The organism is Gemmatimonas aurantiaca, assembly GCF_037190085.1.
GTDB lineage: Bacteria > Gemmatimonadota > Gemmatimonadetes > Gemmatimonadales > Gemmatimonadaceae > Gemmatimonas > Gemmatimonas aurantiaca_A.
The window spans coordinates 475819-496492 of record NZ_JBBCJO010000002.1; the positions used below are offsets into that span (position 1 = coordinate 475819).

Annotated in this window: 19 protein-coding genes; 4 read left to right on the forward strand and 15 right to left on the reverse strand. The window is 66.7% G+C overall.

Annotated elements, in window-relative coordinates; all coding sequences use genetic code 11:
* Positions 1–53: 53 nt before the first annotated feature.
* Together WG208_RS03700 and WG208_RS03705 are read left to right on the forward strand one after the other, a co-directional pair.
* Positions 54–599 (forward strand): sigma-70 family RNA polymerase sigma factor, encoded by a 546-nt coding sequence (locus WG208_RS03700; RefSeq protein WP_337169973.1) that lies wholly within the window; start codon positions 54–56, stop codon positions 597–599.
* A complete protein-coding gene (locus tag WG208_RS03705; RefSeq protein WP_337169974.1) occupies positions 589–3450 on the forward strand; it encodes a VWA domain-containing protein in 2862 nt (953 codons plus the stop codon). Before WG208_RS03700 ends, WG208_RS03705 begins: the two co-directional genes overlap by 11 nt.
* Here the strand turns inward: WG208_RS03705 and WG208_RS03710 are convergent.
* Positions 3428–3820 (reverse strand): hypothetical protein, encoded by a 393-nt coding sequence (locus tag WG208_RS03710; RefSeq protein WP_337169975.1) that lies wholly within the window; start codon positions 3818–3820, stop codon positions 3428–3430. The two genes, WG208_RS03705 and WG208_RS03710, sit on opposite strands and share 23 nt — an antisense overlap.
* A gap of 172 nt (positions 3821–3992) precedes the next feature.
* On the reverse strand, positions 3993–6116 hold the full coding sequence (locus tag WG208_RS03715) for an MASE1 domain-containing protein (RefSeq protein ID WP_337169976.1): 2124 nt from the start codon (positions 6114–6116) through the stop codon (positions 3993–3995).
* A 149-nt stretch (positions 6117–6265) separates the two neighbouring features.
* On the opposite strand from WG208_RS03715, the gene WG208_RS03720 reads away from it, so the two are divergent.
* Positions 6266–7231 carry an ATP-binding cassette domain-containing protein gene (locus WG208_RS03720; RefSeq protein ID WP_337169977.1) on the forward strand — a complete coding sequence of 322 codons (966 nt, stop codon included), beginning with the start codon at positions 6266–6268 and terminating at the stop codon, positions 7229–7231.
* Complete coding sequence (locus tag WG208_RS03725) at positions 7224–8513, forward strand: ABC transporter permease (RefSeq protein ID WP_337169978.1); 1290 nt, start codon at positions 7224–7226, stop codon at positions 8511–8513. Before WG208_RS03720 ends, WG208_RS03725 begins: the two co-directional genes overlap by 8 nt.
* A 44-nt stretch (positions 8514–8557) precedes the next feature.
* Here the strand turns inward: WG208_RS03725 and WG208_RS03730 are convergent, their stop codons facing one another.
* The 13 genes from WG208_RS03730 to WG208_RS03790 form a co-directional block, all read right to left on the reverse strand.
* Positions 8558–10390 (reverse strand): serine/threonine-protein kinase, encoded by a 1833-nt coding sequence (locus WG208_RS03730; RefSeq protein WP_337169979.1) that lies wholly within the window; start codon positions 10388–10390, stop codon positions 8558–8560.
* Complete coding sequence (locus WG208_RS03735) at positions 10387–12084, reverse strand: NAD(P)-binding protein (RefSeq protein WP_337169980.1); 1698 nt, start codon at positions 12082–12084, stop codon at positions 10387–10389. Before WG208_RS03735 ends, WG208_RS03730 begins: the two co-directional genes overlap by 4 nt.
* Before the next feature lie 3 nt (positions 12085–12087).
* Positions 12088–13584: a polyamine aminopropyltransferase gene (locus WG208_RS03740; RefSeq protein ID WP_337169981.1), complete on the reverse strand. Its 1497-nt coding sequence runs from the start codon at positions 13582–13584 to the stop codon at positions 12088–12090.
* Positions 13585–13642: 58 nt separating this feature from the next.
* Positions 13643–13852 carry a DUF350 domain-containing protein gene (locus tag WG208_RS03745; protein WP_337169982.1) on the reverse strand — a complete coding sequence of 70 codons (210 nt, stop codon included), beginning with the start codon at positions 13850–13852 and terminating at the stop codon, positions 13643–13645.
* A 12-nt stretch (positions 13853–13864) separates the two neighbouring features.
* A complete protein-coding gene (locus tag WG208_RS03750) occupies positions 13865–14050 on the reverse strand; it encodes a hypothetical protein (RefSeq protein ID WP_337169983.1) in 186 nt (61 codons plus the stop codon).
* A gap of 21 nt (positions 14051–14071) precedes the next feature.
* Positions 14072–15391: a DUF4178 domain-containing protein gene (locus tag WG208_RS03755; RefSeq protein WP_337169984.1), complete on the reverse strand. Its 1320-nt coding sequence runs from the start codon at positions 15389–15391 to the stop codon at positions 14072–14074.
* Positions 15392–15393: 2 nt separating this feature from the next.
* Positions 15394–16047, reverse strand: coding sequence for a DUF4178 domain-containing protein (locus tag WG208_RS03760; protein ID WP_337169985.1), 654 nt, complete (start codon positions 16045–16047; stop codon positions 15394–15396).
* Complete coding sequence (locus WG208_RS03765; RefSeq protein ID WP_337169986.1) at positions 16044–16502, reverse strand: S-adenosylmethionine decarboxylase; 459 nt, start codon at positions 16500–16502, stop codon at positions 16044–16046. Before WG208_RS03765 ends, WG208_RS03760 begins: the two co-directional genes overlap by 4 nt.
* Before the next feature lie 32 nt (positions 16503–16534).
* Entirely contained in the window at positions 16535–17548 is a 1014-nt protein-coding gene (locus WG208_RS03770) for an SPFH domain-containing protein (protein WP_337169987.1), read from the reverse strand.
* Positions 17549–17676: 128 nt separating this feature from the next.
* Positions 17677–18093 carry a BrxA/BrxB family bacilliredoxin gene (locus WG208_RS03775; RefSeq protein ID WP_337169988.1) on the reverse strand — a complete coding sequence of 139 codons (417 nt, stop codon included), beginning with the start codon at positions 18091–18093 and terminating at the stop codon, positions 17677–17679.
* Between the two features lie 47 nt (positions 18094–18140).
* Positions 18141–18533 (reverse strand): co-chaperone GroES family protein, encoded by a 393-nt coding sequence (locus tag WG208_RS03780; RefSeq protein ID WP_337169989.1) that lies wholly within the window; start codon positions 18531–18533, stop codon positions 18141–18143.
* A gap of 12 nt (positions 18534–18545) precedes the next feature.
* The gene (locus tag WG208_RS03785; protein WP_337169990.1) at positions 18546–20018 is read right to left on the reverse strand and encodes a M24 family metallopeptidase; all 1473 of its coding nucleotides are present in this window, start codon (positions 20016–20018) and stop codon (positions 18546–18548) included.
* A 106-nt stretch (positions 20019–20124) separates the two neighbouring features.
* Positions 20125–20637, reverse strand: coding sequence for a hypothetical protein (locus tag WG208_RS03790; protein ID WP_337169991.1), 513 nt, complete (start codon positions 20635–20637; stop codon positions 20125–20127).
* Positions 20638–20674 lie beyond the last annotated feature (37 nt).

Below are 20674 nucleotides of genomic sequence, written 5' to 3' on the forward strand. Positions count from 1 at the left end.
CTCCGGACAGCGACCCTCGATCGGGTCGCGGAACGCCTCATCCCATTCTCACAATGGACGATCTCGAACGGTTGTTCCGGGAGTATCACGCCCCGGTCGTGCGCTATCTGACGCGCCGGCTGGGTGACCGTGATCTCGCCGAGGAGCTGGCCCAGGAGACCTTCATGCGCGCACTGCGTCACGGGCCCGTGGCGAAGGAACGCGCCTGGCTCTTCGCCGTGGCCACCAACCTCATGCGCGACGAAGCCCGTCGCGCGGTCCGCGAGCGGCGGCGCCTGTCGCGGCTGCGCGGGGAGCTGCAGCACGACGCGGACGAGGAGCCCGACGTACTCCGCCTCGAGCGACAGGTGGACGAAGAAGAGACAGCCCTGCGCGAACAGGCGCTGGCCCGGTCGGCGGTGGACGCACTGGCCGAACGCGATCGCATGGCGCTGCTCCTGCGCGAAGAAGGGCTCGACTATCACGAAATCGCCGCGGCGCTGGGACTCAGTGTCGGCAGTGTGGGCACCACACTGTCGCGGGCCCGTCGTCGCCTGGTGGACGTTTACGAATCGCTGCAGCGGGAACAGGCTGCGCGGGAGGGATCCGATGTCGCGTGAGGAATTCATCATGCCCGACGAACGGTTGCTGCCGGAATTCACGGCGGACGGGCATCTCGAAGAAGGCACGGTGCACGCCTGGCTCGACGACGCGTTCGATGTGGACGCGGCCGCAGTGGTGGCGGCGCATGTGGACGGCTGCGCATCGTGTGCGGCCCTGGTGGCCGAAGCACGCGGGCTGATGGCCGGGAGTTCGCGGATTCTCGCCGCGCTCGACGTGACACCGGCGGGTGTCGTTCCTGCCGAAGACGCCGCGCGCACGGCAGCGCGTATCGCGGATGCGGTGCCGGATGTACCGCCAGATGTACCGCGGGATGTGGTGCCCCTGAACACCCGGGCGCGCAACGCGGGCACGCGACGCGGCATCCGGCCGTGGTGGTATTCCGCCGCGGCGGCGGCCGTGCTGGTGCTCGGTCTCGGCAGCACGGTGTGGCTGCGAGGTGGCAAGGAGCTCGCGAACGACACGACTGAGGGTGCTTCCCCGCAGATCGCGAAGAAGGCGGAGGAGCCGGTGGTGGCGCCGTCGGCGACGCCGCCCGTGGCAACACCCATGGCAGCCCCCGTGGCGCCGCCCGTAGCCTCGTCGGAGTCGCCCGCCGTGGCGCGCCTGGTGGTTCCAGCACCTGCGCCAGCGGCTTCCGCACCATCCCCTGTCGCGGTCACCGGTGATCTGGCCGCGCGTCGGGACGAACCGCGAGACAAACCGCGCAACGAACGCCGGGCCGCAGCCGTGGCCGAAGCCTCACCAGCGGCGCCGCCGCCAGTGGTCGCCCCAGCGGCTGCACCTGCCCCCGCCGCTGCCCTGGCGCGGGCGCCGCTCGCCATGTCGTCCGCGACCGCCGTGCCCGTGGCAACGGACGTCGGAACCGCAGACGCCGCACCACGACGCGTGGTCGTGACCGGTACCGTCGTGGATGCCTCGACCGCGCAGGCACTCCAGCAGGCGCGCGTGCAGATCACGGCGGCGCAGGGCGGCGGCCGCGCGCTGCTCACGCAGTCGACGGCGGCGGACCTGCTGGGTCGATTCTCGGTGACGTTCGACCGGCTCGTCCCCAACACGGTCCTGAGCATTCGTACCTACAGCATCGGATACGAAATTGCCACGACCCAGCATACCGTCCAGAGCGACACCGTGCGGGTCACCGTGCGCCTGACGCGCGCGACGATGACACTGAGCGGGGTGGTGACCGCAGCGGAACCCGTGCGCAAGGAGACCGCCCGCCTGTCGGCTGTGGCCACGGCCGCCGCGCCTCCGGTCGCACCGTCCGCCACGGCTCCGTCTCCCGCCTATGGCGTGATGGGTGGCGTCGCGCGCGGGATCGAGATGACCGCCCCCCGTCGTCGCGCCGCAGCGGATGCGGCGATGAACGGCACGGATGCCGCACGCCCGCCACGTCCCTACCCGGGCCAGCCGGGCAACCGTGAACAATACGACCGCATCGAGGACAACCCGTTCCTCGGCGTGAGCAACAATCCCCTCTCCACGTTCTCCATCGACGTGGACCGGGCCTCATACGGCAACGTGCGTCGTTTCCTGCAGCGTGGACAGCGTCCGCCCGCCGATGCCGTGCGCATCGAGGAGTTGATCAACTACTTCCCGTACGAGTTGCGTGAACCGCGGGGCAACGATCCGGTGGCCATCACCACCGAAGTGACGGCCGCACCGTGGCAACCCCGGCACCAGCTCGTGCGCATCGCGCTGCAGTCGAAGCGCATCGCGACGGAAGCGCTGCCGCCGAACAATCTCGTCTTCCTCATCGATGTTTCCGGCTCGATGATGTCGCCCGACAAACTGCCGCTGGTGAAATCCTCGCTGCAGTTGCTGGTGAACCAGCTCCGTCCGCAGGATCGGGTCGCCATCGTCACCTATGCCGGTGCGGCCGGACTCGTACTGCCCAGCACCAGCGGAGACGAGAAGGAGCGCATCATGCAGGCCATCGATCGTCTCGAAGCCGGTGGATCCACCGCCGGTGGCGCGGGCATCGAACTCGCCTATCGCACGGCGCGCGAACACTTCCTGGAGCAGGGCAACAACCGCGTGATCCTCGCCACCGATGGCGACTTCAACGTGGGGGTGAGCAGCGACGGTGAACTCGAACGTCTCATCGAGCGCCGCCGCACTGAGGACACGTACCTGACCATTCTGGGCTTCGGCACCGGGAACTATCAGGACGCGAAGATGGAGAAGCTCGCCAAGCGCGGGAACGGCAACTACGCCTACGTGGACGGCATCGACGAAGCCCGCAAGATGCTCGTGCGGGAGATGGGCGCGACGCTGCTCACCGTGGCCAACGACGTGAAGCTGCAGATCGAGTTCAATCCGCGCCGGGTACAGGCCTATCGCCTGATCGGCTACGAGGACCGGCTGCTGCGCAACGAGGATTTCACCGACGATCGCAAGGATGCCGGCGACCTCGGCGCCGGTCACCAGGTGACCGCGCTGTACGAGATCGTTCCCGTGGGCGTGAGCGGGACCATCTCACTCCCGGAGTCGGAAGCGCGGCGGTATGAACAGCCCGAAGCCGCCCCGCGCACACCGGCCAACGACGGCGAGCTGCTGTTCGTGAATCTGCGCTACAAGCGCCCCGGCGAATCGACCAGCCGCCTGCTCACACAGCCGGTGAAAGCACAGACCGGACGCGGCAGCACCGACATGCGGTTTGCCAGCAGTGTGGCGGCCTTCGGCATGCTGCTGCGCGACTCGCCGTACAAGGGAAACACCAGCGCCGCGCAGGTGCTGGAGCAGGCCCGCGCGGCGCTGGGAGAGGATGAGGGCGGATACCGCGCCGAGTTCGTCCGGCTGGTGGAGCGGTACCGCGACCTGGGCGTCAGGGCTGGCGAGCGGCGCTGAACGGGAAGGCGCCCATGCCCGAGACATCCAGCAGGCCTTCCATGTTGTGCTCGCCCTTCATCACGGCCGCGCCATTGATGACGATCTGCTGACCGCCCATGTCGAGGGCAAAGCCGAAGAGGACGGAGTCGCCCTTCACCACGCCCTTCACCGGGGCGACTCCGAGTTCGGATTCGGTGGTGCCGCTGATGGAGTCACCCTTCTGCGTGAGGGTCATGAGCGACGTGCGGGCCTGATCGGGGGTGGCGATGTTCACATTCCACTTGCCCGAGAGGTCGGCGAAGAGACGTGGCGCGGCCACGGCAGCGCTCACGGCGATCGTGGTGGCAGCGCAGACGATCGCGGTGGAAGAGAGCAGTCGACGGAGCATGGGAAGGATGGTGGGGAGATCCGTGATGGATTTCCGCGATGGAAATCCGTGATGGGAGATCCGTGATGGAACGTCAGCCATACGGTACCGGCAGCGTCGGCGCTGCGGGGAGCCGCCGCGGAATATTCCTGAAAGATATGCACCATGGACGCCCCGTTCGCAGGGGGGCGGGTCATTCCGTCTCCGCGGCGGGTTCCCGCCGTCCCAGCCGAAGCCGAACCACCGACAGCAGTTCCTCGCTCCGGGCCGGCTTGGGGACAAAATTCTCGCCGGGAATCATGGTGACGTCGGAGGTATCGAACTCCGGGTCGTAGCCGCTGGTGAAGACGATGGGCAGCGACGGATCGAGCCGGTGCAGCTCCCGGGCCAGTTGTGTGCCGCTCACACCACCGGGCATCACCAGATCGGTGATGACCATGTCGATGGTGGCCCCGATATGCGGCCAGAGTTCGAGCGCATCCCGGCCACTCGAGCAGACGTGGACCTGATACCCCTCGCGCTGCAGCACACGCTGCAGCAGACGCTGGACCGTCGGCTCGTCTTCCACGAGCAGGATGGTGCCGGGAGCCCGGTGTTCACCCGAATCGGGAGAGAGGTCGTCCGTCGCGCCCGTGGCCTGCTCGGGAAGCGCCTCGGTACTTGCCGGCAGCCATACCTCCATCGTCGTGCCAAGCCCGAGCGTCGTCTCCACCCGCACGGTGCCACCATGCTGCTGCACGATGCCGTACACGGTCGCCAGTCCGAGGCCGGTGCCCTGCCCCGTGGGTTTGGTGGTGAAAAACGGCTCGAAGAGACGCGGCAGATGATCCTCGGGAATACCGCTGCCGGTGTCGCGCACGCTGAGCACGGCGTAGTTGCCGGGCGGCAGACCGCTGGGCGAATCGGGCGGCAGGGTGCGCGGCATCATGGTGATGACGATCGCCCCGCCGCCCTGCTGCGCATCACGCGCATTGAGCACGAGGTTCATCAGCACCTGTTCGATCATGCCACCGTCCACTTCCACCACCAGCGGAGCGGGGGCCGACGACACCACGAGGGAGTACGAACTCGGCACCACCCGTCGCAGCAGTCGCACGTGACTGCGCACGAGGACATTGAGATCGAGCACCCTGGGCTGCATGGCCTGCTGCCGGCTGAACACCAGCAACTGGCGGGTGAGGCGTGCGGCCCGTTGCACGGCCGTTTCCACGTCCACGAGCAATTCCCGTCCGACCCGCGGCAGATCGCGCACCAACCGCAGTTCCTCGAGTTGCATCAGAATCGCGGCCAGCACGTTGTTGAAGTCGTGCGCGATACCACCGGCGAGTTGCCCGATGGCCTCCATCTTCTGACTCTGTCGGAGCCGTTGTTCGCTGGCCGTGAGCGCTTCCACCGTGCGCGCATGCTCCACGGCGGTTTCTTCCTGCTCGCGCAGCGCCGTGGAGAGCACGAGTGCCACGACGGCCTGAATACCCAGAAAGGTCTGATGAATGGTCAGTGCGTCGCCCCCCGCCGAGATCGACAGCACCGCGGGTTGATTGTCGATCAGCAACAGCACGCCCGTAATACCGATGCCCAGCACCGTCCACAGCGTCCCGAGCTGACCGAACCGCAGCGTCACCAGGAGTACGGGCAGAATGAGCATGTAGGGCTGAGCCTGCAGCGGTCCGATGAGACGCGTGCCACGAAACGCGAAGACCGCCATGGCCATGGAGATCGCGGCCAGTGCCGATGCCTCGAGCAGGCGAGCCACGGTCCAGCGGCGGATGGGAAAACGCGGCGGGTAGAAGCTCAGGACCACCAGCGGCGTGACGACGGCATAGGCGAGCATGTCGCCGATCCACCACACCACCCCACCACGCAGGATGGTGCTGCCGTCCGCCCACTGTGCCACGATGCCGGCCGGCACACTGGCGATGGCCGTCGCGACACTCACCACCGCCAGAAAGAGTGGCACCTCCCCAAGACGGGCAAACCGGAGCGGTCGATCGGTGCAGCGGCGCAGCAGGAGATCGATCAGCGCCAGCTCCGACAGGCTGGCCACCAGAAACATCAATCCCACCCCGGTGGCGTACCCCTGCAGCAGATTCGACAATGTGTCGAGCACCACATAGCCGATGAACACCAGCGGGCGATGGGAGCGGGGCAACACCAGCAGCGCCGCAACGGCCACACCGGCCGGTGGCCACGCCGGCGCCAGGGGTCCCCCGTATCGAATGAGCGCCAGGGACGCCGCATGCGAGATGAAGAACACCAGCGCGAGTATCGCCAGTTTCCCCGGTTCCAGCGGTGACGGGATCCATCGACCTGAACGCATGCAGAAATGATCGCTTTCACCGTGAGAAGAGGCAATTCGCTGCTCGACGCCTACATTCCCGGAATCCGACCGACGCCCCGGATTGGTCCACCGCCTTTCCGGAATCTGCACGTCAGGTCCTTGTGCAACGGATATTTGCCCTCGATCGCATGTCCTCCCCTGCCATAGAAGTCTCGGGCATCTCGAAGCGGTATGCGCACCACATTGCGGTGCGGACACTCTCGCTTCGTGTCCCCCGCGGCACGGTGTATGGTCTGCTCGGCCCCAACGGTGCCGGCAAGACCACCACCATCCGCATGCTGCTGAACATCATCGCACCCGATACGGGCTCCATTTCCGTCCTCGGTGCCCCCAGTCACGATCCCTCCATCGTCGATCGCATCGGCTATCTCCCCGAAGAACGCGGACTGTATCGCAAGATGCAGGTGCGTCGGGTCCTGCGGTTCCTCGGGGAGCTGAAGGGGCTGTCCGGCCGCGATCTCGACCGCCGCATCGATGCCTGGCTGGAGCGCCTGTCCCTGAAGGGCAATGGCGCCGACTGGGGCACGAGCAAGGTGGACGAACTCTCGCGTGGCATGCAGCAGAAAGTGCAGTTCATCGGTGCCCTGCTGCACGATCCCGAACTGGTCATCCTGGACGAACCCTTCAGCGGTCTCGATCCGATCAATGCGCAGGCGCTCAAGGATACGGTGGTGGATCTCCGTCGTCAGGGGCGCACGATCATCTTCAGCACGCATCTCATGGACAACGCCGAACGCCTGTGCGATGCCGTCTGCATCATCGCGGCGGGCGAAAAAGTGCTCGATGGCACGATCGGCGAGGTGCGGGATGCCCACGGCGGACGGTTCGTGGCGCTGGCATTCGACGGGGCGCCATCGGCGGCCACGGAGGCCATCCTGAACGATCCGGCATGGGTGACGCGGCGCGACGACTCCCATCGGTATCTCGAACTGGAATTGCCGGACGAGGTGCAACCCTCGGCATTGCTCACCGCGCTGGTGCAGACCGGCGCGTCCATCGAACGGTTCGAGCGGGTCCGTCCTTCACTGCACCGCATCTTCCTCGAGAAAGTCGGGGCCACCCACGTCGAAGCGGGGATGAGCGGCCATGGTTGATCGCAAGTTTCTGGCGGTCGTCCGCCGTGAGTACCTGGAGCGTGTCCGCACCCGATGGTTTCTCGTGGCCACGCTGTTCGGCCCACTGCTGTTCGGCACTCTCATGATCCTGCCGGCGCTGATCGCCTCGAAGGACAAGGGCGCGGCCGACGCCACCAACATCATCATCATCGACGCCACGGGCTCCGATCTCGGCTCGCGGGTGTCCACGCAGATCGCCGGAGGAGTGACGGCGGGCGATCATGCGCCGCGGGTGAACCAGGTGACCGGTGCCGGCATCGCCGCCGCCGAATCGCTGGCCACGCGCGAAGTGATGAGCGAACGGGCGAAGGGGTATCTGGTGATCGACAGTCTGTCGCTCACCAGCGGGCGGGCGCGCTATGCGGGCAGCAACACCACCGCACTCTTCGACATGCAGCGGCTCGAACGGGCGCTGCAGCGCGAACTCTTCTCGCTGCGTCTGGAGCAGGCGGGTGTGGATCCCGATGTGGGTCGTGCGCTCACCGGCGTCTCGGCCACCATCGCCACGGAGCGGCTGACGAAGCAGGGACGCGGCGGCTCGGGTCAGCTCAATTTCTTCGTGGGGCTGGCGGTGGCCCTCACGCTCTACATGACGATCTTCATCTACGGCCTCAACGTGCTGCGCGGGGTGCTGGAGGAGAAGCAGACCCGGGTGGCCGAGGTGGTGGTGGCCAGCATTCCGGCCACCCGGTTGCTGGCCGGCAAAGTGGTGGGCGTGGGTGGCGTGGGGCTCACGCAGATCGTGCTGTGGATGGTCATGAGTGTGCTCATGTACCAGTTGCGGGCGCCGATCCTGGCCTCGCTGGGCGCCGCCAGCACGCCGCTGGCCATTCCCGACGTGGGCTTCACCACGGCGTTCACGCTGCTCGGGTTCTTCGTGCTGGGCTTCATGTTCTATGCCGGTCTCTTCGCCGCCGTGGGCTCCACGATCAACAGCGAACAGGAAGCGCAGCAGGCGCAGATGCCCGTGGTGCTGCTGCTCGTGACCAGTGTGATGTTCGTCCAGAACGTGCTCATGCAGCCCGATGGGGCGCTGTCACGCATCCTGTCCACGCTGCCCTTCAGCGCGCCGATCGTGATGCCGCTGCGCATGACGGTGGCGCCGGTGCCGACGTCGCAGATCGTGCTGTCGCTCGTGTCCGTGGCGCTCGGCGCCGTGTTCACGACCTGGTTCGCCGGCCGGATCTATCGCGTGGGGCTGCTCATGTACGGCAAGCGTCCGACATTCCGCGAGATGCTGACCTGGGTGAACCGCAAGTAGCGGCCTGTCGCATCACGCTCTCCTGCGCCTCTGACTCCAACGAGTCAGGGGCGCAGTTTTTTGTTCGCGAGTTCCGTCTGCGCGAGGCGTGCGAGCCGTTCGACGAGCTCCCGCAGCGATTTCTCGCGCTTGCGGGATGCTCGCGTGAAGATCGTGCGGGCCGTGATCTGCGCCGTGAGAAACGTGGCCAGCACCCCGAGCCCGGCCAGCATGGGTTCATGCGTGGCCTTGAGCACCACACCGAACATCAGCGGGCTCAGACCCATGCCAGCGCCGAATCCCACGCCGCCGAACAATCCTCCCGACATCTGCGTGAGGTCCTCGAATGCGCGGATCAACGTGCGGCCGTTGCGCACGGACACCTGGATCTGCGCCATCCGGGGCATGCTGCCGCCTCGCTGGCGCGAGCCGCCGGTGGTGATGGACAGTGTGCGCCCCACCGCACTGATGTTCACGAGTTCACCGAGTGCACGACGGGCCTCGTCGGCGAGTTCGTCGAAGAACTCGAGCGGCACTTCACCGTCGAGGGTCGCTTCGAATTCGAGTTTGTTGTACGCGCCCATCCATCGGCTGGGTGCCGAGCGCTGAAATTCACCCACACGCAGTTCGATCGGGACGCGTTCCGCGAGCGCCTGCTGCTCTGCCTGGGCCTGCGCGACCGCACGCTCCGAAAGTGCACGCTCCACGTATCGCGCATCGATACCCGCTTCCACCGCCGCATCCTTCACCACCACGGCCGCATAACCGCGGGTGAGCGGTTCGGCGGCATCCGGGGTGCGCAGCGCAAACGCCGGCGGTGGCACGATCACGCCGGTGTGCGCCTGCAACTCCGCGGCACGCTCCCAGATCTGGCGGGCTTCGTCGGACGACAGCGTGCCGTCGCTCGGCGTGGACACCGCAGCGGACGATGACGCGGCCGGCATCCCCGCCGGTACCGCCGTCGGCATCGCCGCTGGCACCACGGTCGGCATCGCCGCCACCGCCACAGGCCGCACCGGCGCGCCGGCATCGGTCGATGGGAGTCCGCGCAACAGTTCGTCGACCTGCCGCAGCAGCACCGATGTCGACGCGGTGCGATCGGCCAGCGACTTGGCCAGCATGCGCTGCACCAGTGCATCGAGCGCCGGGTCCACATCGGGCAGGTGGTCCGCCAGACTCGGCACCGGTACCGTCACATGCGCCACCAGCACCGCAGACGCCTGCGCACGCTCGTACGGATACCGCCCCGTGAGCAGGTGATAGAGCAGCACACCCAGCGCATAGAGGTCACTGCGGCCGTCGAGCGCCTCACCCGTCACCTGTTCGGGGCTCATGTAATACACCGACCCCAGCACCGTACCCGTGGCGGTGAGCGGCTGCGCCTCTCCCACGCGGGCGATCCCGAAATCGGTGATGACGGCGCGCCCCGTGGCATCGACGAGCACGTTCTCGGCTTTGATGTCCCGATGCACCACACCCGCGGCGTGCGCAAATCCCAGCGCCTCGGCCACCTGGCGCGCGATCGTCAGCGCTTCACGGGTATCGAGCGGACCGGTGCGCAGCAAGCGATCGGCCAGCGACTCGCCCTGCACATAGCCCATCACGAAATACACGACCCCCGCCTGCTCGGCGGCGGCATAGATCGGCACGATGCCCGGATGCGAAAGTCCGGCGGCGGTGCGCGACTCCCGCACGAACCGCTCGCGCACGAGCGCATCGCTGGCGAGATGCGGCAGCAGCGTCTTGATGGCCACGCGACGCAACAGACGCGTGTCTTCGGCGAGATACACGACCCCCATGCCACCGCGACCGATCTCACTGAGGAGACGGAACTCCGCGGCCACCGCGCGCGCCAACGAAGGCGCCGGTTCGGCCCACTGCAATGCGTCGGTGTTCATCGTGTCTCCAGCTCCTCCCGTGCGACGGGTGCGCGGCCGCTGCCACTCCGTCCGACCAGTTCAGCCGCACGCTCCGCTGCCGCGATGCCATGCCACTGTGCTTCCTCGAACAGACTCATGCCACTCAGATCGGCGTGGGCCGGAAACAGTCCCGGCGCCGGTTGCCAACGCTGCAACACGTCCACGCGTTCCAGCACCCCGGGCACCGGACGCGCCATCGCATGCCCCCAGCGCATGATGTCGATGCGGCTGATGCAGGACGCGATATCGGGGTGCGCACGCGACAGATCGTTCACGATCTCATCACGCCACGCACTCCAGGGACGTTGCAGCAACCACTGCCGACCCTCCGCGGATGGCCGATCGACCACGGCATGATACCATGTCCATACGGCCGGCAGCGAGGGGTGACCGAGCAATTGATGACCGGCGTTCACGTATCCCAGCGAGGGACTGTCGTAGAGGACGTTGTCCCAGGCCAGGGGCGCCCCGCGTTCGTCGGGCCACCGGTGCAGGACGATGTTGGCCACCACCCACGGCGCGTGATCGAGTGTCACCGGCACCCGCATGGATGCGTCGCGATACACACGCGGCAGCACGAACAGCGGTGCCGCCCAGATGACCGCATCGGCGACGATGCGTCGGTCGGGTGTGTCCACGATCCAGCGGTTTCCGGAACGCGACAGTTGCCACACGGTCTGGCCGGTGCGAATGCGAGGTGTGCCTTGGCGTGTCGTGCGGGCATTCAGCCGAGCCGTGAGCGCCTGTGCGATGAAGTCATTGCCTTCTGGCCAGGTGAGCGGTCCGTGTTCGTCGTTGTCACGCGCCGCGAAGTAGTGCACCGCTGCCCACGCGCTGGCCTGCGTGAGTGAGGCGCCAAAATCGTCGCGGGTGCCGTATTCCACCCACCAGCGCAGCGCAGGCGCCGTGAAGCCCTCCTGTCGCAACCAGGTATCGGCGGTGAGGGTGTCGAGCGCTTCCACCGCACGCGCCGTCCGCGCGGCAGCACCACCGGCCGCCACGGCCCGCCGACGCTCCCGATGGCCCATCGCGCCCGGCACGCGGAACATGCGGCTCGCGCGCCATTCGGCGATCCGTTCATCGAATCGTGCGAACTGCGCCCGATCGGCCGCGCCGATCGCGTCGAGCGGCTCGAGTCCTTCGTGCCAGCGCCCGTGTTGCCAGAGACGTTCCTGCGGCGTGTGACACAGCGTGCGCTCGTCCCATTCGCCGTGTTCACTCAGCACACCCAGTTCGCGGAAGAGACGCCGCACATGGACCGCATCGACCGCCGGCACGGGCACATAGTGTGCCCCCCACGGCGCGCGCGCCTGTGGTGCCCCGGCCAGCGATGCCCCATCGGGACGCGCCGACCGTGCGTTGCCGCCCGTATGCGCATCCATCTCGAGCAGCACCCAATCGGATACGCCGAGGCTGTCCAGTTGCCATGCCGCCGACAGGCCGCCCATGCCACCACCGACGATGGCAACGGCGGTGCGGTGCTCGGCGCGCGTGGATGGCGATGACGAGGCCGACGATTTCCAGCGTTCATCACGCACCGCATGGCCCTGTTCGCTGCCATCGGGCACGAAGCCACCGTCGATCACCTGCCCTTTGCGCGACAGCCCCACGAGTGCCGGCGCCAGCACCACGGCGCCGAGCGACTTGAGCAGATCCCGTCGACTGGGTGTCACCGATCAACGGTTGATGGCATCGAATTCGTGCTCGTAGTAGCGCACGAGCACCTGATCGTTCAACCGGTTGGCAAGTGCGGGCACCCGTTGCATGTCCGCCGGAAAGTCGAACAACGACGGAATGGTGGAGGCCGTGAGATACCGCAGGCCGGCGGGCACACTGGCCGGCGGAGCATAACTCTCCCGGCTCGCGATCACGAAGCCCCATTCGCCGAAGCTGGGGACGTACACGTGATACGGCCACGTGCGCAGCCCCGCGCCCTCCAGCGTGGTGACGATGCTCCAGAACGACTGCCGCGCGAACATCGGCGACGTACTCTGCACGACCAGCGCCGCGCCTGGTGTCATGTGCTGCTGGACCAGTCGGTAGAACGCGCTCGTGTACAGCTTCCCCACGTGATAGTTGGACGGATCGGGGAAGTCGATGACGACAAAATCGAACTGCATGGCGTGGGCATCCAGCCAGGTGAAGGCATCGGCATTCACCACCTGCACGCGGGCATCGTTCAGCGAACCGGCATTGAGCGCGGTGAGCCGGGGATGCGTGCGGAAGAGCGCGGTCATCCCCTCGTCGAGGTCCACCAGCGTCACGCGCTGCACATCGGGGTACCGCAGAATCTCGCGCACGGCCAACCCGTCGCCGCCACCCAGCACGAGCACATGTCCGCGCGCGCGCGCCGCGGCGAGCCCCGGATGCACCAGCGCCTCGTGATAGCGGTATTCATCGCGCGACGCGAACTGCAGATGTCCGTTCAGGTACAGCCGCAGATCGTCCTTCCAACTGGTCAGCACGATGCGCTGGTACCTCGTGTCTTTGGCCAGGATGATGGGGTCGGCGTACATCCCTTCTTCGGCCAGCGTGGTGATGGCCTGCCCCTTCCAGAGTCCGCCGCCAAGCACGAGCAGCGCCAGCACCCCCGTGATCTGCAACGACCGCCGCCGCGGCAGGGCGTCACGAAAGAGCCAGGTGCTCCACAGGCCCACCAGCACATTGATCACACCGAACAGCAGCGCCGAGCGGACGAGTCCGAGCCGCGGCACGAGCAGCAGAGGGAACAGCAGGGACGCGAACAGCGCGCCGATATAGTCGAACGTCAGGACGTTGGCGACGACGTCCTTGAAACTGAAACGATCCCGCAGGATGCGCATCAGCAGCGGAATCTCGAGCCCCACCAGAATGCCGATGAGCAGCACGATGCCGTACAGCGTGGGCCGGAACGCATCGGTGTACGCGAACGACAGAAAGAGCAGCAGCGACGAGAGACCGCCCACCACGCCCACCAGCAACTCCACCTGCACGAACCGCGAGACGACGCCTTTCACCACGAAGCGCGAGAGCCAGCTCCCGATGCCCATCGCGAACAGGTAGGTGCCGATGATGGTGGAGAACTGCGTGACGCTGTCGCCCAGCAGATACGACGCGAGCGCACCGGCCACGAGCTCGTAGATGAGCCCGCAGGCGGCGATCAGGCAGACCGAAAGAAACAGCGCGAGTGGCACGGCGTTCGGAAAAAGTCAGCGGCGCGAGGAACGTCCCGGCGGGTGCGGCCGGCGCCGCTCAGTGAATGGCCGCCGCGATGATGATGCCGAGCGCGATGGCCACCGATCCCATGAGAATGGCCGCCGACGTGTTCTGCTTCGTGCCGATCTCATCCCACAGCTTGCCGGGCGTGAGCACATCGATGATGACGAATGCCACGATGAACATGACGACGCCGATGAGGCCGTAGACCGCCGTGTTGATCAGGTTCTGCATGAACGTGTCCATGTGCCGCTCGCCTCACTTGCCGCGGGGCGTCCGCCCCGGAACGTAGTAACTGGAACGGTACGCGCCGGGGTTGTCGCGCACCGACTTGGGATTGTTCCTGCTCACCGTGGCCCGCGTGAGCGACCACCCGCGATACTGCGCGGTGCCCAACAGGCCGAGCACCAGCGCGGCCCAGACCACATACACTTTCGGTCCCATCAGCACGGACCTCCCGTCACGCTATTCATCATCGTCGTCGTCATCGTCGCTCGAGGCCGGCGCATGATCACTCTCGGCCCAGCGCCGGCGCTCGAACGACACCGAGGGGGCCACGGCAAAGATCACGGGAACGAGCAGGGCGATGAACGCCACCAGGTAGAATCCGTACACCGGCGCATCGCGGCGCACGCGCAACGTGTAGTTCACCACACGCCTCGCGGGCTCACCGCCCTCCGGCTGCACCCGCAGGAAATACCGCCCCGCCGGCACCGAGGCGAGTCGCACGGTTTCGTGCCGCGATCCTTCGGTCCACGATCCGTCGCTGTCCACGCCGTGATAGTAGCTCACCTGCCGGGATGCCTCGCGCGATTCGCCCGTGGTTTCATTGATCAGCGCGAACGACAGATAGAGCCAGTCGTTGTCGAGCGGCGAATCGATATCGATGGCCACCACCGACGGACGTCCGTCCAGTTCGAACACATCCGTCACGAACGCCGCCTGGTCTTCCGTGCCCCGGGTGAACGAATAGGGCCTGCTCAGCACCGTGCGATTGCTGGCCAGCAGGATGTTCGCCAGGAACATCACCACCAGCACCACCATCGACATCGCGAAGAGCCCGAAGATCTGCTTCGGCAGGTGGCCGTAGGGGTTGGGCTGGTTGGCAAAGACGCCGATGGGGCGGATCAGGGCGTTCCGGTCGAGATTGAACGCCTTCGCGATCACGTCGGGCGGTGTGTACGTCCCCTGCGACCAGGTGATCTCCTCATCGTACCCTTCGGCGCTCAACAGATACGGGGGCGACACGAAATCCCGCGCGATGACCTCATCGCCGACCTGCAATTCCCAGGGGAACTCTCCCAGCGCCGCGCTCGTGCGCGCCCGCGCCGTCTGGAAATGCTTGTAGGTAAGCCCGCCGTAGTCCACGGTGGGTTGTGCGCCACCACGCTCACGTTCGGGTTGCCGACGCAACTTCTCGATGACGTTCCAGTGGCCCTGATACTCCGACAGATAGATGAACCCGCGCCACGGATTGAAGCAGACGTATTCGGTCCACGAATAGTCCACCTCGTCCACGGTGATGGTGACCATCTGACAGCCGATCACTTCCCACGGGGCTCCTTTCCAGGTGCCGCGCGTGCCCAGGGGAATCCGCGGTGTGAGACGAAGCTGCCCACCCCGCTGCAGAATGCGGAGATTGGCGTCGGTGGCGTCGAGTGTGGCGCCGCATGCGGCACACACCACGCTCACCGCCCATCCCATCGCATGCAGTTCGATGGCCGCGCCACAGGCGCTGCAGTTGAGTGCCGCCGCTCTGGGGACCCGGAGGGCAGGCGTGGGCATCGTCATGTCTCTCGCCATCCCTCGAACTCGCGCAGATTGCGGAACGCGAGGTCGTCGAAGCCGAGATATTCACCCAGATAGAGCAGCGGGGGATGTTCGGAGCCGTCGATGGTGGCGAACCGACCGTCGACGCTGGTGAGATCGATGAATCGTGAAGTGCCGCGATCGTAGCTGGTGAACGGCAGTTCGCCCTCGGTGCCGAGGTAGAAGGCCGTGGTGATGGTGGCGACCTGGTACGTGGTGTCGCCCCAGGTGTAGCGCTCGCCGACCTGCACACGCGCCCCATCGGGCATGTCGGCGCCAGCGCCCACTTCCACCGTCATCGCGTATTCGAGCTGCGCGTCGGACAGCCACGCACTGCGTCCGTCGTTCATGAGGCAGTGCCATTCGTTCCAGCGCCCACGCGCCCAGCCATACGTGAGGCGGCCGATCACCACGAACGTGCGTTCACGCCAGCGCCCTTCGGTGCCGATCTGAATGGGCGAACCGGTGGCCGGAAAATCGGCCTGCTCGCCCACCTTGGCGAGATCGAGATCCTGCCGCACGAGTACCGAGCGGCAGTAGGGACATGTGGTCTGCACGGCCTGCGCCCAGAGGAACCGCACCGGCGCACCGCAGTTGGGGCAGGTCGCGCCGTGCGGCTGTGGCACCGTCATCGCGACGACTCCGCGGCGATCGCGCTCGCGCTTGTGTCCGTGTCCGTGGCCGTGGCCGCGACGGTGGCCGCGACCGCGCCCGTCCCCGTGGGCACGTACTCCCGCGTCAGTGCGCGCACGAGCACCCCGTCGGCGCCGAGCAGATCGTGCAGTCGGTCGGACCAATTCCACGGCGCGCGTGGCGTGCAGCAGAACAGATTGATGCAGGCCGACGCGTGTTCTGGAAATGTGTGCACCGTCAGATGCGACTCGGCGAGCATCACCATGCCGGTGATGCCACCTGGCGCGGGAAACCGGTGCCACTGCGCCGGTGCCACCGGATGCAGCGACAGTTCGTCGGTCATCGCGTCGAACAGCGCCTGCAATGCAGGCAGGCTGGCAAGGCGCCCGGGATCACACCCGAACGCCTCCACCACCCACTCCTGTCCTGCGATCGCGGTTGCGAAAGGCTTCACCGACGCGTCCCGTGCGGTTCCGGGGAAGCCGGTCAGCTCTGTGCCGTACCGCAGGCAGAGCAGAACTTCGCGATGGACGGCAGTCGCGTTCCGCAGTTGGTGCAGAACTTCGCATCGGCGGTGGGAGCCACCGGCACGGCCATGCGTTCGGGCGGAACGGCCACACCCGGCGCCTGTGGGGCACCGGCGGCACCGGTCAAGGCGTTGCTGATGACACCACCGAGCCCCACCCCGGCGCCCAGGCCGGCGGCCAGACCGGCCATGCCCCCTTCGTTGGCCGCAGCGATCGGGATGGCCTGCGCCGCCTGGAACTGCGTGTACGTGCGCATGTCGCCGATGATGTTCATCGAGATGCGTTCGTCGAGCCGCTTCTGCAGTTCGTCGGGGAGCGAGAGGTTCTCCACCGTGAACGACTCGAGCCGGAGCCCCAGCTGTTCGAACGCCGGCTGCACCGCCGCGGCGATCTGCGTGGCGAGCTGCGCCTGATTGGCGGCCATGTCCAGGAACGGCACCTGCGCATTCGCGAAGGCCGTCGTGAATCCCGCGATGATGGCGTTGCGCAATGCCGGCTCGAGCTGCGTCACGGTGTATTCCGCATCCGTGGCGCCCACGTTCTGCTGGAACACCGCCGGATTGGTCACGCGGAAGCCATACATGCCGAACGCCCGCAGACGCACCGCGCCGAACTCCCGATCGCGGATGGTGATGGGCTGCTGCGTGCCCCACCGCTGTCCCGTCTGGACGCGCGTGGAGAAGAAATACACGTCACTCTTGAACGGCGACTCGAAAGCCTTGTCCCAGTTCAGGAGGTTCGTGAGCAGGGGCAGATTGGACGTGATGAGCGTGTGCAGCCCCGGACCGAACGCATCGGCCGCGCGCCCTTCGTTCACGAACAGCGCCAGTTGCGACTCGCGCACCGTGAGCTTCGCCCCGCTCTGGATCTCCATGTCCTGCATGGGGAAGCGGTACATCAGCACACCCGGACCGGATTCGGTCCACTGGATGACGTCGATGAATTGCTTGCGCAGGAAATCACCAAGGGACATGGAGCGGCTCCGGAAGACGGGTGACACGAACGGGGTCAGAGCATCCTACGACGATCGGGCGTCGGTGGTGTCATGCCGGCCTTGCCGGCGGGCCTGCACCAGCCGCCCTACGCCGGCCCTGCACAGCCTTACACGCAGTACCGATCGAACGCCGCCGTCAGGTCACCGGCGATTTCCGCGGCACTGCGCCCTTCGATGTCACGGCGCTCCAGCATGAACACCACGTCCTGCCCCTTCATGAGGGCAATGCTGGGCGACGACGGGCCATAGCCGGTGAAATATTCGCGCGCCCGTTCGGTGGCGTCGCGGTCCTGGCCGGCAAACACGGTGGCGCTGACATCGGGCGTGACGTCGTGCTCCAGCGCCATCGCCACGGCGGGCCGGGCGTTCCGCGCCGCGCAGCCGCACACCGAGTTCACCACCACCAGCACGGTGCCGGTGTTGTCGCCCAGACGGGCATCCACCTCGGCCGCCGAGCGCAGTTCCTCGACCCCGAGACGCGTCAGCTCCTGACGCATGGGAATCAGCAGTTGTTCGGGATACATCGTCCGATCCGGTTGATACGCGGTCAGGAAATCGATCGGGGAATCGATCAATAGTCGGGAATGTCTTCCCGCGGCTCACGCACCAGCGCGAGAATGGCCGCCTGCGGCACCACGAGATACTGCTCGTTCTCGAAGGTGATCTCGACGGCCGCCTTGCGGAAGAACAGGGCGTAGTCGCCCACCTGGGCCTGCATCGGCACGAAACGGGCTTCCCGGTTGCCTCCCCCGATCCGCCACGGTTCGTCGCCCTGATCGGCGAGGTCCGGGAGCGCGAGCCCCGGACCCGTGGAGACGATCTCCCCACCCTGCACCGCCTGGTTGTCCACGGCAGTCGGGGGCAGATAGAGTCCCACCTTCGACCGCTGTTCACCGTCCTCGACTTTCACGAGGACGCGGTCACCGACGACGATCAGACGCTTGTGCGAACGGTTGTTGGCCATACCGGAATCTAGTCAGCGCACCAGATGGAACGTGGTCTGCCGACCGAACGCCCAGCGGACCTTGCCGTTGGCGTCGATGATCACGTCCTCTTCCTGCGCAGACCGGACGAGCTGGTTGTTCCACTCGGGCACCGGCGCCGTGGCCTGCAGTTCGATGGAATACCACATGCCGGGGATGATCTTGTGATCGCCGCGGCCGGGCACCCCGTCCTGGTAGTCCCAGAGACCGATCAGCGCGCCCGCCCCATGACCGTTGAGACCGATGGGATGGGAGTAGAGCGTTCCGTCGATCTTCTCGTCGCGCATGCGCTTGAGCGCGGCGGCGAGCACTTCGTTGCCCGTACGACCGGGGCGGAGTTCCGCGACGGTGATGTCCTGCAGACGATTGGACGCCAGGAGCACCTTCTTGAGCCCCGCCGGCACGTCGGTTTCGCCCGGCTTGAGCACATAGGCCATGTGCTGCGTGTCGGTGTTGAGACCGAGCGCGGTGATGCCGAAGTCGCAGTGCAGCACGTCGCCGGGCAGGATGGTGGGATTCACCCCCACCAGCTCCGGACTGCCGAACTGCCGCTGCACTTCCACGCTGGTCTGGAACCAGGTGCCCAGTCCGAGGTCGTTCACGCGCTGACGCATCCACCAGAGCACGTCGTCGGCCTTGGTCACGCCGGGCGTGATGACCTTGTTGGAGAACGCTTCGGAGATGATCTCCCAGGCCACCCGATTGAGCTCGCGGAACATCGCCTCTTCTTCGGGCTGCCGCGCGGCGATCATGTCCACCGCCAGCGCCTCGGCGTTCACCACCTTCGCCGCCCACTGCGGACCGAGCGCTTCGAGCATCCCTTCCTTCTCGCCGCTGGAGAGGCCGTCGGAGAAGGCGAAGATGCGCGAGGTGTTGATGGCGATCTTCTTCGGCTTGCGCTCCTCGATGACCTGCTTGAGCACGTTCCACTGGTCGTCGCCCCAGAGCTCCGCCTGGCGCTCGTTGCCGCGACTGCCGGCGGCGGGCGCGGGCACCGGCTTCATGGCGCGCACGGCCTTGTACACGTTGCCCTGCGACGTCCCGCCCAGCGCGATGCGTTCGACCCCCTGCGCGCCACCCCGATCGAAGAACACATAGATCGTGCGGCGACGCGCGGAAAACGTGGTGGGCGATACGATGGCCTTGAAGAGCGGGTCTTCGTTGTACTCGCGCATCGGCACCACCCACATGTCGACACCCTCACGGCGCATGAGCATCGGCAGGGTGCGTTCCATGCGCAGTTCGAGCCACTTCTGCTGCTGTGCCGCCTGTTCCCGCAATGTGCCAAAAGGCCGGAGGGTGTCGGCCGCGGAAGACCCGGAGGTTCGTGCGCCGGGCGTGGCGGGGGTGACGACGGGTTGCGCCCCCAGGCCCGTCGACACGAGGGGGGCGGCGAGGCAGGCAAAAGCCAGCGGAAGCGCGAAGGGCAGCGCGGGCGGACGCAGAGTGGGGCGGGTACGAACCATGTCCACGGTCGGGTGAAGGTGAGAGTGACCGGCGCACGACATCGGCATCCGGTCACGGGAGCAGACTCGCGACCGGATCACCGGATCACCGGATCACCGGATCAGATCAGCGGACGGGCTCCTGATGCGGATCGCTCCGTGGATCGACCCGCTGATCGATCGTGCGCCGGACGAGTTGCACGACGAGGGCGAGAATCAGCGCAAACGGCACGATGATGACGCCACGTTGCAGCACCGTCTGTGCAGCCAACGGCCACCAGTCGCTCCACGTTGCGAGTTGCGAACCGAGGCGCTCGCGGCCGAAGGCGATGAGCAGCGAACTCATCCCCAGCTCCACGGCGACTTCCACGAGCCAGAACGCCAGCACCCGGAGCGGCCAGCGTCTGACCGGGAAGTTGCCCAGGTGCCAGGTGAGCATCCCGCAGAGGAAGAGGATGGCCACGGTGAGTCCGACCACGAACATCAGCCACTGATCGGTGCCCAGCAGCACCATGCGCCACAGCCGGAGGACGATGCCCGTGATCCCGGCCGGTTCGATGGTACGGATGGCGAAGGCGCGCAGCGGATGCAGCCGCTCTTCGCCCCAGTGAATGACATCGCGCGGAAAGAACCGGGACATCCCCGCAAGCTACGCCGTCCCGGGCGCACCGCCAGAG